This window comes from Cupriavidus taiwanensis, assembly GCF_900250075.1.
GTDB classification, from domain to species: domain Bacteria; phylum Pseudomonadota; class Gammaproteobacteria; order Burkholderiales; family Burkholderiaceae; genus Cupriavidus; species Cupriavidus taiwanensis_C.
Genome location: NZ_LT977071.1, coordinates 1,612,906 through 1,626,551, shown reverse-complemented (window position 1 = coordinate 1,626,551; position 13,646 = coordinate 1,612,906). Strand labels below are relative to the sequence as shown.

At 68.6% G+C, this 13,646-nt stretch carries 9 protein-coding genes and 1 pseudogene; 3 read left to right on the top strand and 7 right to left on the bottom strand.

Annotated features, from left to right (window positions below; all coding sequences use genetic code 11):
• Window positions 1–3,117, top strand: a complete 3,117-nt coding sequence (locus CBM2588_RS23670) for an efflux RND transporter permease subunit (RefSeq protein ID WP_115682761.1) — start codon at window positions 1–3, stop codon at window positions 3,115–3,117.
• Between the two features lie 260 nt (window positions 3,118–3,377).
• On the opposite strand, the gene CBM2588_RS23665 is transcribed toward CBM2588_RS23670, so the two are convergent.
• The 5 genes from CBM2588_RS23665 to CBM2588_RS23645 all read right to left on the bottom strand — a co-directional run bounded on the left by CBM2588_RS23665 (window position 3,378) and on the right by CBM2588_RS23645 (window position 9,375).
• Complete coding sequence (locus CBM2588_RS23665; RefSeq protein WP_115682760.1) at window positions 3,378–3,962, bottom strand: methyltransferase domain-containing protein; 585 nt, start codon at window positions 3,960–3,962, stop codon at window positions 3,378–3,380.
• A gap of 11 nt (window positions 3,963–3,973) precedes the next feature.
• On the bottom strand, window positions 3,974–4,324 hold the full coding sequence (locus CBM2588_RS23660) for a mechanosensitive ion channel protein MscS (protein WP_115682759.1): 351 nt from the start codon (window positions 4,322–4,324) through the stop codon (window positions 3,974–3,976).
• Between the two features lie 169 nt (window positions 4,325–4,493).
• A complete protein-coding gene (locus CBM2588_RS23655) occupies window positions 4,494–5,612 on the bottom strand; it encodes an NAD(P)H-dependent flavin oxidoreductase (RefSeq protein WP_115682758.1) in 1,119 nt (372 codons plus the stop codon).
• A gap of 54 nt (window positions 5,613–5,666) precedes the next feature.
• Complete coding sequence (locus CBM2588_RS23650) at window positions 5,667–6,554, bottom strand: LysR family transcriptional regulator (RefSeq protein WP_115682757.1); 888 nt, start codon at window positions 6,552–6,554, stop codon at window positions 5,667–5,669.
• A 355-nt stretch (window positions 6,555–6,909) separates the two neighbouring features.
• Window positions 6,910–9,375, bottom strand: coding sequence for a DUF3772 domain-containing protein (locus CBM2588_RS23645; RefSeq protein WP_115682756.1), 2,466 nt, complete (start codon window positions 9,373–9,375; stop codon window positions 6,910–6,912).
• A gap of 458 nt (window positions 9,376–9,833) precedes the next feature.
• Here CBM2588_RS23645 and CBM2588_RS23640 point away from each other — a divergent pair.
• Both CBM2588_RS23640 and CBM2588_RS23635 read left to right on the top strand, forming a co-directional pair.
• Window positions 9,834–10,501, top strand: a pseudogene (locus tag CBM2588_RS23640) (alpha/beta hydrolase).
• A 156-nt stretch (window positions 10,502–10,657) separates the two neighbouring features.
• The gene (locus CBM2588_RS23635; RefSeq protein ID WP_115682755.1) at window positions 10,658–11,389 is read left to right on the top strand and encodes a BON domain-containing protein; all 732 of its coding nucleotides are present in this window, start codon (window positions 10,658–10,660) and stop codon (window positions 11,387–11,389) included.
• A 12-nt stretch (window positions 11,390–11,401) separates the two neighbouring features.
• Here CBM2588_RS23635 and CBM2588_RS23630 read toward each other — a convergent pair whose 3' ends face one another.
• On the bottom strand, window positions 11,402–12,136 hold the full coding sequence (locus CBM2588_RS23630; RefSeq protein ID WP_018008539.1) for a GntR family transcriptional regulator: 735 nt from the start codon (window positions 12,134–12,136) through the stop codon (window positions 11,402–11,404).
• A 77-nt stretch (window positions 12,137–12,213) separates the two neighbouring features.
• Entirely contained in the window at window positions 12,214–13,542 is a 1,329-nt protein-coding gene (locus CBM2588_RS23625) for an MFS transporter (RefSeq protein ID WP_115682754.1), read from the bottom strand.
• Window positions 13,543–13,646 lie beyond the last annotated feature (104 nt).

Sequence of the window (13,646 nt, the reverse complement as noted above, 5' to 3'; positions counted from 1 at the left end):
ATGATGAAATCCCTAGTCGAAGCCGCCATCAAGCAGCGGCTGGTGGTGTGCGTCCTTGCCGTGGTGCTGTTCTTCTTCGGCCTGCGCGCTGCCACCAAGCTGTCGGTGGATGCGTTCCCGGACGTGACCAACGTGCAGGTGCAGATCGCCACCGAAGCCGCGGGCCGTTCGCCCGAGGAAGTGGAGCGCTTTGTCACCGTGCCGGTGGAAATGGCCATGACCGGCCTGCCCGGGCTGGAAGAGATGCGCTCGCTGAACAAGGCCGGCCTGTCGCTGATCACGCTGGTGTTCACCGATGCCACCGACGTGTACTTCGCGCGCCAGCTGGTGATGGAGCGCCTGATCGAAGTGGGCGGGCGCATGCCCGAGGGCGTCACGCCCGTGCTGGGGCCGGTCTCGACCGGCCTGGGCGAGGTCTACCAGTACACGCTGGACCGCGCCGACGACGGCAACCGCGAACTGACCCAGGAAGAGCTGGCCGAGCGCCGCATCGCCCAGGACTGGGTGGTGCGCCCGCTGCTGCGCTCGATTCCCGGCGTGGCCGAGATCAACTCGCAGGGCGGCTACGTGCGCCAGTACCAGGCGCTGGTCAACCCGGAGCGCATGCGCCACTACGGCGTGTCGATCCAGCAGGTCTACGAGGCACTGGCGCGCAACAACGCCAACTCCGGCGGCGGCGTGCTGCCGCACTACGCCGAGCAGTACCTGATCCGCGGCGTCGGCCTGGCCAAGGGTGTCGAGGACCTCGGCAGCATCGTGCTGAAGGAAGTCAACGGTACGCCGGTCTACCTGCGCGACGTGGCCAACGTCACCATCGGCCATGAGGTGCGCCAGGGCGCGCTGGTCAAGAATGGCCAGACCGAGGCGGTCGGCGGCATCGTCATGATGATGCGCGGCGGCAATGCCAAGGAAGTGGTCAGCCGCGTCAAGGCCCGCGTGGCCGAGATCAACGAGCGCGGCATGCTGCCGGGCAAGCTGCAGATCGTGCCGTACTACGACCGCAGCGAGCTGGTCGACGCGGCGCTGTGGACCGTGACCAAGGTGCTGCTCGAAGGCGTGGTGCTGGTGGTGATCGTGCTGTTCCTGTTCCTGGGCGACGTGCGCTCGTCGGTGATCGTGCTGGCCACGCTGGTGCTGACGCCCTTGCTGACCTTCATGGTGATGAACGAGGCGGGGCTGTCGGCCAACCTGATGTCACTGGGGGGGCTGGCGATCGCCATCGGCCTGATGGTCGACGGCTCGGTGGTGGTGGTCGAGAACGCGTTCGAGCGGCTCGGCCACAAGGAGCCCGGACTGAGCAAGACCGAGATCCTGGTCAAGGCGGTGCAGGAAGTGGCCACGCCGGTGATCGTCGGCGTCGGCATCATCATCCTGGTGTTCCTGCCGCTGATGACGCTGTCGGGCATGGAAGGCAAGATGTTTGCGCCGCTGGCGTTCACCATCTCGATCGCGCTGGCGATCTCGCTGTTCCTGTCGCTGACGCTGTCGCCGGTGCTGTCGTCGTACCTGCTCAAGGGCGGTGCCGAGCATGACACGTTCCTGATCGCCTTCATGAAGCGCCACTACCTGCGCCTGCTGCACTGGGCGCTGGGCAACAGCCGCAAGACCGTGCTCAGCGCGGTCGGCGCCTTTGTCGCCACGCTGCTGATCGTGCCGCTGCTTGGTACCTCGTTCATCCCCGAGATGAAGGAAGGCTCGATCGTGCCCGCGATCGACCGCGTGCCCAATATCTCGCTGGAAGAGTCGATCAAGCTGGAGAAGGAAGCCAACAAGCTGGTGCTGGGCGTGCCGGGCGTGAAGTCGGTGGTGTCGGGCGTGGGCCGCGGCGAAAGCCCGGCCGACCCGCAGGGCCAGAACGAATCGACCCCGATCGCCAGCCTGAAGGACCGCGACGAGTGGCCCGACGGCTGGACCCAGGACGATATCGCCAATGCCATCCGCGAAAAGCTCAAGGCCATTCCGGGCGTGCAGATCGTGATGGCGCAGCCGATCTCGGACCGCGTCGACGAAATGGTCAGCGGCGTGCGTTCCGACGTGGCGGTGAAGGTGTTCGGCGATGACCTGGACAAGCTGCGCGAGCTGGCGGGCGAGATCGCCCGCGTCGCCGGCGGCATCCAGGGCTCGCAGGATATCCGCATCGAGCGCGTATCGGGCCAGCAGTACCTGTCGATCGAGATCGACCGCCAGGCGATTGCGCGCTACGGGCTGAATGTCTCCGACATCCACGACGTGATCGAGATCGCCATCGGCGGCAAGCGCGCCACGGATATCTTCGAAGGCGAGCGCCGCTTTGCCGCGGCGGTGCGCCTGCCGGACGAGTTCCGCAACAACGTGCAGTCGATCCGCCAGCTGCTGGTGAACACGCCGGACGGCACGCAGGTGCCGCTGCAGAGCGTGGCCAGGATCGAAGTCAACGACGGCCCGGCGCAGATCAGCCGCGAAATGGCCAAGCGCCGCGTCGTGGTGATGATCAACGTGAAGGACCGCGACCTCGGCGGCTTCGTCGCCGAGCTGCAGCAGGCCACCGACGCCAAGGTCAAGCTGCCCGAAGGCTACTACCTGGAGTGGGGCGGCCAGTTCCAGAACATGGAACGCGCCATGGGCCACCTGAAGATCATCGTGCCGGTCACCATCGCCGCGATCTTCTTCCTGCTGTTCCTGCTGTTCAACTCGCTGCGCTTCGCCACGCTGATCATCACGGTGCTGCCGTTCGCGTCGATCGGCGGCATCATCGGGCTGTTCGTCACCGGCGAATACCTGTCGGTGCCGGCGTCGGTGGGCTTTATCGCGCTGTGGGGCATGGCGGTGCTGAACGGGGTGGTGCTGGTGTCGTACATCCGCACGCTGCGCGATTCGGGCCTGTCGCTCGACGAGGCGGTGGTGCAGGGCGCGACCCAGCGTTTCCGCCCGGTGATGATGACCGCGACTATTGCCATGCTGGGCCTGGTGCCGTTCCTGTTCTCGACCGGTCCGGGTTCCGAGGTCCAGCGGCCGCTGGCGGTGGTGGTGATCGGCGGGCTGATCACGTCGACGCTGCTGACGCTGGTGATGGTGCCCACGCTGTACCGCTGGTTCGACGACCGCAAGCCGGATCCGACGCGGGATGTGCCGGTGTAATTGTTGAACCGCTGGTTTGCTCCCCCTCTCCCGCCTGCGGGAGAGGGGCCGGGGGAGAGGGCAGGCACTGGCATACCGACGCGCTTTACTTCGTCGATGCACCGGCCCTCTCCCCAACCCTCTCCCGCAAGCGGGAGAGGGAGTACTCCGGCGGAAAATCATGAACCGGTGGACCTGGCCGGCTGATTTGCCCAAAGACAACGCCCCATGCAAGTCGCTGCTTGCATGGGGCGTTTCGCTTTCCCGATCCGCGCAGCCACCTACGCCAGCCGCATCTCCAGCTGCCGCGTCCACAGTTCCAGCACGAAATCCGGTTCCTCGTGGCGGATATGCCGGTACAGCCCCCGCTGCGCGCCGATCGCGTCATGCACCGCCTGCGCGGTGATCTGCTGCTCGGCGAACGGATGCCGGAAATGGCAGGCGACGATGACGCCGTCGTCGGCCAGCGCGCGCGCGGCCATGGCCGCGACTTCGTGCCAGTCGGGCTTGGGAAAGTAGTAGCCCAGTTCGGAAAACACCATCAGGTCAAAGCTGCCCTCGGGCCACTGCTGCGGCAGTTCGCCGGTCAGCACGCGTGCGTGCGGGAACGGCGCCAGCCGTTGCCGCGCCTGCTCGGCAGCGCTTTCGGCCAGTTCCATCGCCACCAGCGCGTCGCAGCGCGGCGCCAGCGCCACGCTGAGGTGGCCGCCGCCGCAGCCGGGCTCGAAGGCGCGGGCAAAGCGCTCGCGCGGCAGCGTGGCCAGCAGCAGGGCGCGCTTGCGCGCTTCGTACCAGCGCGTGCCGATGCCCCATGGGTCCTGGTTGCGGCCGTACAGGCCGGCGAAATAGTCGCGGTCGACCGGCATGGCGGCAGGCCTCAGTAGCCGTAGTACGGCGCCTCGCGGTAGTAGCCGGAAGGCTGCGGGGCGCACGGCACGTAGGCACGGTCATAGTCGCGGTAGCAGTAGCCCGGCGGTACCGCCGGCGCCGCGTACGAGACCGGCGCGGGGGCGTAGGTGACGGGTGGCGGCGCCACCGGTGCCGCCACCACCGGACCCGAGGCGAGCATGGCGCCCAGCGCCAGGCCGGCCAGCGCGCCGACCGCCAGCACCGCGCCGGCATTGGAGCCGCCATGGTGGTGGTGCCGGCCGCGCGCCGAGGCGGAACCGGCGGCTACGAGGGTCGCGGCCAGGACCGCCGCGGCGACGATGCGGGTGGAGGGGCGCATTTCGGACTCCTTGTCATGCACAGCTTGTGTTCCTGAATGATGGACGCAAAGCGGCGATCAAGGTGTTTCGGGCCCCGGGTCGACTTGTTAGCTTTGTAACCGCGGCTTTTAGGACCTGGCTTTTTTAATGCGGTGCAAGACGCGGTAAGACGGCCGTGTCCGAAAGCGCCTATCCGAGCGTTTCGGCCAGCGCCCCCAGCCCGCGCGCGCTGGCGGCAAGCTCGCCGGCCAGCGCCGAGACCAGCTCCGCCGCCGGCAGTGCCCGGGCCAGCGCCACCGCCTGGCCGGCCCACTGCGCGGCAAAGTCGGCGCTGCCGTGCGCCTTGGCGGCGGCGTGCAGGGCCTTGCCGGCATCGTAGGCGGTGGGGTAGTCGGGCGTGGCGGGCGCGCCGGCTGCCGCACCCAGCTCGGTGAAGCGGTTGGCCAGGCCACGGGCATGGCGGCCGGAAATGGCCCGCGTCAGCACGGTCGGACGCTTGTGCGGCTGCAGCAGCGCCTCGCGATAAGGGCCGTCGGCCACGGTCTCGGGGCAGGCGATAAACGCGGTGCCAAGCTGCGCGGCCTGCGCGCCGAGCGCCAGCGCCGCGGCGATGCCGGCACCGTCCATGATGCCGCCCGCGGCGATCACCGGCAGGCGGGTCTGCGTCGCCAGCACGCGTACCAGCGCGAACGTGCCCAGGCCTTCGTCGACGGCGGCCGGGTCGAACACACCGCGATGGCCGCCGGCCTCGATGCCCTGCGCGACGATCGCGTCGAGGCCGGCCGCCTCGATGGCGCGCGCCTCATCGAGCGAGGTGGCGCTGGCCAGCAGCACGATGCCGGCGTCGCGCAGCGCGCGGATGCGGCCCGCATCGGGCAGCCCGAAATGGAAGCTGACCACGGCCGGGCGTTCTTCCAGCAGCATCGCGTGCATGGCTTCGTCGGAGACGTAGCTGCGATAGATCTCGCGCAGCGCCGCCGGCGGAGTCGCGCCGAATTCGGCGAAGCGCGGTGCAAGATAGGCCAGCCAGGCCTGCTCGCGCGCGGCATCGGCGACGGCCGGCGCATGGCAGAACACATTGACGTTGAACGGCCCGCTGGTCAGCGCGCGAGTCTCGCGGATGGCCTTGCGCGCGGCTTCTGCATCCATGGCGCCAACGCCGAGCGAACCGAGCCCGCCGGCATTGGTGACGGCCGCGGCCAGCGCAGGCGTGCTGACACCGGCCATGGGCGCCTGGATGATTGGGGTGCGGATGCCGAGCCGGCGCAACAAGGGCAGCCGGTCAGCGGTGGAAGTCGAGTGGGTCAATTTGCGCTCCTTGGCAGGGTCGATGGCGAGGGTGCAGCGAGGGGAACGGCAGGGTCAGCCGTCGCGCAGTTCGCGCACGAAGGCGTCGCAGGCGTGCGTGGCATAGCCGGCACGCCTGACGATATAGGTGTGCACCGCGCGCACCGGCACGGTCTGCACGTCGACCGTGTCGCGGTGTAGCGCCAGCAGCGAGCGGGGCAGGATCGCCATCGCGGTGCCGGCGCTGACGCAGGCCAGCATGGCGTGGTACGACGGCATCTCGGTGATGGCCAGGCGCTGGCGCATGTCGTCGCTGCCCTGCGCCAGCCAGGCTTCTGCGCACTGGCGGTAGGTGCAGCCCTTCGGGAAGGCGGCCAGGCGGCGCAATGCCACGTCGCCGGGCCCGCGCACCTTGGGATGGCTGCCCGGCAGCACCAGCTGGAGGTGTTCGGTGAACAGGTAGGTGCCTTCCAGGCCGGGGGCCAGTTCATCCAGATCGGCCGCGCGCGCCGGCCCTTCGCCCGGATGCGCGACCACGGCGCAATCGAGCCGGTGGTCGAGCACGGCATCGACCAGCGCGCGCGTGGTGCCGGTGCGGATCTCGATTTCCACGCCCGGCCAGGCCGCGTGGAAGCGCGCCAGCGGCATCGGCAGGCGGTTGGCGGCGGCGCTTTCCATGGTGCCGATGCGCAGGCGGCCCGACGGCGCGGCGCCCCGCACCGACTGCCGCGCTTCTTCGGCCAGCGCCAGCATCTGGTTGGCATAGGCGAGCAGCCGGTGACCCTCGGGCGTCAGCAGCATGCGCTTGCTGTCGCGCTGGAACAGCGCCACGCCAAGCGCCTCTTCCAGTTGCTTGACGCGCGTGGTGACGTTGGACTGCACCCGGTCCAGCAGGCGCGCGGCGCGGGTGATGCTCTGCTCGGTGGCTACCGCGCGGAAGATTTCGAGTTCAGCCAGTTCCATCGGCGGTCGGGCGCGGCAGGCGCAAGCGGGGTCGTCTGGATATTCTCGTTATGAGAATATAGCAAAACGAACAATCTTTCTACGAGAATATGTAGCGCGGCACCGCCGTGCCCTATGCGCCTGGCGGCGCACGAAGAGCAGGTGATTCGGCCGCTGGCTGGCGGCGCTGGCGGTGGAAAACGCCGCCGCGAGGGGCAATGCCGTTCAGTTTAGTCATCAAACACTACCGTCATTCCCGCGTAGGCGGGAATCCAGCGTCTTCTGAAGTCGCTGGGTTCCCGCCTACGCGGGAACGACAGTGGTTAACTGAACGGCATTACACCGCGAGGGGGGCAGCGGGCGCTGTCGCCGACAATCAGCCGGTCGCCAGCGCGCGCTCCGGTTCCGGGCCGAACGGCGGCATGTTCTCCAGCCGCAGCGACTGCGGCACCGACAGCGAGATGCCGGCGCCGCGCAGCCGCTTGAGGATCTCGAACAGCAGGTCGCTGCGCGTATTCGCGGCGATGCGCGGGCTGCCGACATAGCCGGTCACCGACAGCGTGATGCCGTTGGGCGCCAGCTGGCTGAACATCACCGACGGTGCGGGCACGTCGAGGATGCTTTCGTTCTCGCGGTAGACGTCGAGCAGCAGGTCGCGCAGCTGCTCGGGGTCGGTGTTGAGCGGGAAGGTGAGCTGCAGCGAGGCCACCCCCTGGGTGCTGTTGCTCATGGTGACGTTGCGCAGGTTCTGCGAGATCAGCTGCGAGTTGGGCACGATCACCGTGGAGCGGTCGCCGAGCTGGATCTCGGTGGCGCGCACGTTGATGCGGCGGATGTCGCCCTCGACGCCGGCGATGCTGACCATGTCGCCCACCTTGACCGGGCGCTCGGTCAGCAGGATCAGCCCCGAGACGAAGTTCTTCACGATCTCCTGCAGGCCGAAGCCGATGCCGACCGACAGCGCGCTGACGATCCACGCCAGGTTGTCCCAGCGCACGCCCAGCAGCGACAGCGTCAGCAGCACCAGCAGCACGTAGCCGACATTGCTGAACAGCGTGATCAGCGACGCGCGCAGCCCGGGCTCCATGCACAGCTTGGGCAGCAGCTCCGCATCCAGCCAGCGCCGCACCGTGCGCAGCAGCCAGATGCCCACGCCCAGCGCGACCAGCGCATTGAGGATGCGCTCGGGCATGATGTTCAGGCTGCGCAGCTTTTCACCGCCCAGCACGGTGACCAGGCTGTTGACCAGGTCCGCGGGGGTGGTGCCGAAGCCGCCGGTCAGCAGCGCCACCACCGCCAGCAGCAGCAACAGGCTGGCGCCAATGCCGGACAGGATGGTGGCGGCCTGCTCCAGGCGCGCATCGTCGACGCCGAACAGCTGCTTGATCACCTGGCCGCTGGCGTGCTGGGTCGAGAACAGGCTTTCGAACAGGTCGCGCGTGACCTGGGTCAGCAGGTACAGGCTGCACAGCACGATGTCGAACCAGACCAGCTCATAGGTCAGGAAGCGCGCAAAGCTGATATAGCCCGCCAGCAGCGCCACCATCGACACGATCACGATCAGCGTGACGCCGGCGTGGATCATGCCCGCCAGCGTGGCGCGCGCCTCGGGCTGCTCGCCGGCGGCGGCCAGCTCGTTGCGCACGCGGTTGGCGCGCAGCAGCGCCGCGCCGATGGTCAGCACCACCACCAGCGAGACCAGCCCGCGCCCAAGCAGCGTGACCTGCACGCTGGTATCGGCAATGCGGTTGAGCTGTTCCAGCGTGCCGGCCAGCAGCAACAGCCCGGCCAGCACCGCGGGGAACGGCTTCATCGCCCGCGCCACGGGATCGGCCAGCGCGGGCAGCCGCCAGGACGGGTGGCGCGTGCACAGCAGCGCGCGCCCGAGGCCCGCGATCAGGGCGCTGGTCAGGGTCAGCTTGACCAGCCCGCCGTACAGCGTCATCAGGTCCGGCGGCAGTTCATAGTTGCGGGTGAAGGCGTTGTAGACGATCTGCACCGCGAGGCCGGTGGTGGCCACGGTGGCGAGCGTGGTGGCCAGCGCCAGCGCGCTGCGCCGCAGCCGCGTTGGCGGCAGCTTGTTCAGGCAGAACCAGGCCAGCGCGCGTTCGGCCAGGCGCTTGCCCAGCAGCCACACGCCCAGCGCGAGGAGCAGCAGCGCGATGGTGGCGGCGCGCTGCGACGGCTGCCACGCCAGCTGCACCATCGGCTCTACCTGGTCCATAAACGCGGCCATGCGCGCGCGGTCCTCGGCGGCGGGGCTGACCATCGGCTTCCAGAACTGCGGGTTGAGGATGCTGTCGGAGCGCAGCGCCAGCTGGTCTTTCAGCTGGCTGCGCTGCAGCCGTGCAATCTGGCCGCTCAGGTTGGCGATGTTCTCCTTGCTCTCGGCCGCCTGCTTGACCTGCGCATCGAGCTGCAGGCGCCGCGCGTTCAGTTCGGCGCGCTGCCGCACCACCGCCGGGGCTTCCTTGGTGATGCCGTCCGACGGCGGCGGGCCCAGCACGTCGAGCTGCGCCTGCAGCTGGGCGCGCTGCGGCGCCAGCGCGGCGGACAGCTTGTCGACATCGGCATCGAGCTTGTGCAGGTCATGGTCGAGCTCATCCAGCTTGGTGGTGCCGTCTGGATCGGAGGCCTGCTGCTTGATGCGGTCCTGCTCGGTCTGCAGGCGCTTGAGTTCGGCGCTGGCTTCGGTGTGGGTGAGGGCGGGCGGCTGCTGTGCCTCGGTGGCGGAGGCGGCCTCGGACGCCGGCGCCGCGCTCGCGGCGGGCAGGGTGGCTGGCATCAGGTGGCATAGCGCAGCGAGCGCAAGGCCCAGTGCGAGCCGTGAAACGTTGCTCATGGCGGAATCTCGTCGGCAGGTGACGGCTTGCGGCAGTCCGGCATCGACCTAAGGGATCGCCTGTCGAGCCGCATCAGGCAGGATGCGGCACGGCGATCGATGCGGGAACGGCCGGGACACCGGCAATGAACAGGCGAGGGGACGCCGCTCGCTGGCGATCCTCTCGGCGCATGGTTCGGCCAGGCCCCATGCGCCCAAACGAGGGCACCGGCAGCTGGCCGCGGAGGGCTGGGCCGGATGCAACCGGCCCCGCCGCGATTCGCGAAATTATAGAAAAGCGCATCCGCCACACCGCCGCATGCTGCGGCGGATCGGGCACACTGTGACAAATTGATACGCATCCATATGCGCGCCGCCGCGCGACCGCCATCGGCATGCTCGCCGTCATCGCAGTAACATCACGGGCTTCGGGCCATGCGCGGCCCGCACTCAGTCACTCAACATCTTCTGGAGAACGCATGGCGGTTGCGTCAGGCACCGAAAAGACCAGGCTCGACGGCGACGCCGGGCCGATTGAAATGCTGGTCGACCGACCGCAAGGCGATCCGCTCGGCATTGCCGTGGTGTGCCATCCGCATCCGTTGCTGGGCGGCGCGGCCACGCACAAGGTGCCGCACCAGCTGGCCAAGGCGCTGGTGGCGCGCGGCTACCTGACCGTGCGGCCGAATTTTCGCGGCGTGGAGGGTTCCGGCGGCGCCCATGACCAGGGCCGCGGCGAGGCGCAGGACATGCTGGCGGTAGTGGCCCACCTGCGCGACGCGCATCCCGGCCTGCCGCTGGCGCTGGCCGGGTTTTCCTTCGGTGCCTTCGTCATGACCCATGTAGCCTCGGCCCTGGCGGCGCAGTCCGTGCCGATCCGCCACCTGGTGCTGACAGGCACCCCCTACGGCGTGGTGAAAGGCCATCGCAGCTATGACACCCGGCGGTGCCGGCCGATTGCCTGGTGGTCCACGGCGAGCGCGACGAGCGCGCGGCACTGGCCGCGCTGTTCGACTGGGCCAGGCCCCAGGCATTGCCGGTGGTTGTGGTGCCGGGCGCGGATCACTTCTTCACCGGCAAGCTGCCGCTGCTGGTGCGTATCGTCGGGGGCTACCTCGACCGGCCCGCGCCCGGCGCCACCGTGTAAAAACTTCGATCGTTGCCGTGCTTGCGCGGTACACGCCGGCGGGGCCGTCCGGCGCGCGCGAGCCGCTGCGCGCTGCGGTGGGCGGTCGCGAGGCATGGATGATGCTACCGATAGCAGACACGGCGCACGAACACGCGTCCAGATCGGAGGCAATCCATGAAAGACTATCCACCCTCGGAAATCAGGGAAACGTGGCGCAACCGCGGCTATGGCGAGCCCGGCGATACCCGCCAGGCACACCACTGGCGCAGCGGCAATCCGGGCGGCGCGGGCTTTGGCTACGGGCAGGCGCGCTATGGCACGGAAGACGGCGAGGGACCGGAAGACCAGTACCGTCCCGGCATCCCGGCCCGGACCGCGTCGCGCCGGCTGCCCAAGAATTACCAGCGCACCGACACGCGCATCCGCGACGACCTGTGCGAACGGCTGGCGCATGCCGACGACGATGTCTCGGACGTGACCGTCGACGTTGGCTCGGGCATCGTCACGCTGACCGGCACCGTGGCCGACCGCGGCATCAAGTACCGCATTGAAGAGCTGGCCGAGGACGTGCTGGGCGTCAACGAGGTGCGCAACAACCTGCAGGTAGCGCGCCGCGCAGGCGGCGCGGACGACGGACAGCAGCAGGCCGGCGCGGGCGGCAGCGTGCCCGGACAAAGGCGCCTGGGCCAGTCTGCCGGCTGGCGCCAGCCGGTGGAAGAGGTTGAGGCGGACGTGCTGTATATCGTCCAGTCGCGCGACGGGCGCTTCCTCGGCGCGGAATCCGGCGAGGCCGTGCTGGTGCCGGGGATTGCCCAGGCCGGCCTGTTCGACGATCCGGATGAAGCCCGCGCCGCGGCGCAGGAGCATTGCAGCCGCGGCTACCGCATCCTGGCCACGCGGCGCTGAGGGCGCGCCGCGCTAGGCGTTGGGGACGGCAGGCGCGCTGGCCGGATCCGGGTGGATCTGCATCACCGCCGCGCGCTTCTCCAGCAGGTGCTGGCGCAGGATGGACGCCAGGCGCTTGCCGTCGCGGGCTTCCAGCGCGCGGATCATTTCTTCGTGGTCGTGCACCGCGCGGTCCCACTTGTCGGTCTGGTGGTTGGAGCGGAAGCGCATTGCCTTGAGCCGCCGGTTCAGCGTCAGGTAGGTCTGCAGCAGGGTCTGGTTGCGCGCCGCCGCGGCGATGCGGTCGTGGATTTCCTGGTTGCGGCTGTAGTAGCCGGGAAGGTCGTTGCGGGCATGGCAGGCCAGCATGGCGTAATGCAGCGCCTTGATCTCGGCCAGTTCCGGCGCGGTGATGCGCTCGCACGCCAGCTCGCCGGCAAAGGCTTCCAGCCCGCTCATCAGCTCGAACGCCTCCCACGCCTCGGCCTCGCTCATGCGCGAGACGCTGGCGCCGCGGTTGGGCGAGATCTCGATCAGCCCTTCGGCGGCTAGCACCTTGAGCGCCTCGCGCAGCGGCGTGCGCGAGATCCCCAGCGTTTCGCACAGTTCGCGCTCGTTCAGCTTCATGCCGGGCGCCAGCACCCCTTCGACGATGAAGTTGCGCAGGTGGTCGACCACGGTGTCGTGCAGCCGCTGGCGCACCACCTTGGGCAGAAGCGGGGCGGCGGTGGTGCCGGTTCCGGTGCCGGTGCCGTCCGAAGGTTGCATGCAATGTCCCTGTCATTAGCGTGGTGCCATTCTAAGACATTGCCGGCCTGCCGCAACGCTGGCCGCTGCCCCCGCGCTCAGCGCGCCGGGCCGTGCAGCGGCACGCCGCTCTCGCCCGGCTCCGGGGTCCCCGCGCGCCGCCCGATCAGCGCCACCGACAGCGCCGACACCAGTCCCGCGAACGCCACGTAGGCGCAGATCTGCCACGGTTGTCCGCCGCCCGACTTGAGCAGCGCCGTGGCGATGATGGGGGTGATGCCGGAAGCGAAGATGCCCGAGAACTGGTAGACGAACGAGATCCCGGTGTAGCGCACCCGGGCATCGAACAGCTCGCAGAACAGCGCCGCCTCCGGCCCGTACACCGCGGCGTAGAGGATGCCGAACGGCACCACGATCGCCAGCCACAGCAGCATGGTGTTGCCGCCGCTGTTCAGCATCAGCCAGAACGCCGGGAAGGCCGACAGCGCGGTGATCAGCGAACCCCAGAAATACACCCGCGTGCGGCCAATGCGGTCGGACAGGTGGCCAAAGAACGGGATGAAGAAGCACATCGCGATCGCCGCCGCCATCACGCCGACCAGCGCCTGCGTGCGGCTGATGTTGACGGTCTGGGTCAGGTAGGTGATGGAGAACACGCCGAAGATGTTGAAGAAGACGCCGTCGATATAGCGCGCGCCCATGCCCTTGACGATATTGCCGGGGTAGCGCCGCATCATGTCGACAAATGGAATCTGCGTTTCGGCATTGCGCTGCTTGATCACGGCGAATTCCGGCGTTTCCTTGACGTTCAGCCGTATGTACATGCCGACGAACACCATCGCCGCCGAGATCAGGAACGCGACACGCCAGCCCCAGGCCAGGAACTGCGCATCCGACAGCGTCAGCGACAGCAGCGCCACCACGCCCGAGGCCAGGCACAGCCCGATCGCCAGCCCGATCTGCGGCAGCGACGCGTAGAAGCCCTTGCGGTGCGGCGGCGCGTACTCGTACGCCATCAGCACCGCGCCGCCCCATTCGCCGCCCAGGCCGATGCCCTGCAGCACGCGCAGCAGCAGCAACAGCACCGGCGCCAGGATGCCGATGCTGTCATAGGTCGGCACCAGCCCGATCAGGAAGGTGGAGACGCCCATGATCATCAGCGTCATCACCAGCATGCTCTTGCGTCCGACCTTGTCGCCGAAGTGCCCGAAGATCACGCCGCCGAGCGGGCGCGTGACAAATCCCACCGCAAAGGTGGTGTAGGCCAGCATGGTGGCCACCAGCGGGTCGTCGCCGGGGAAGTACAGCTTGTTGAAGACCAGGCCGGCTACCACGCCGTACAGGAAGAAGTCATACCACTCGATGGTGGCGCCGATCACGGACGCCAGCGCGACCTTGCGGATCGCCTGTTCGTTAGGGCTAGTCATGCTTGTCTCCTCTGGTGGTGGGCGGCGTCCTCTGGAAGGATGTTTATGGACGCCGATGCGCTGCAGGGCTGGCCGGGTGCTTATGGATGCCCGGCCCGCCGGTT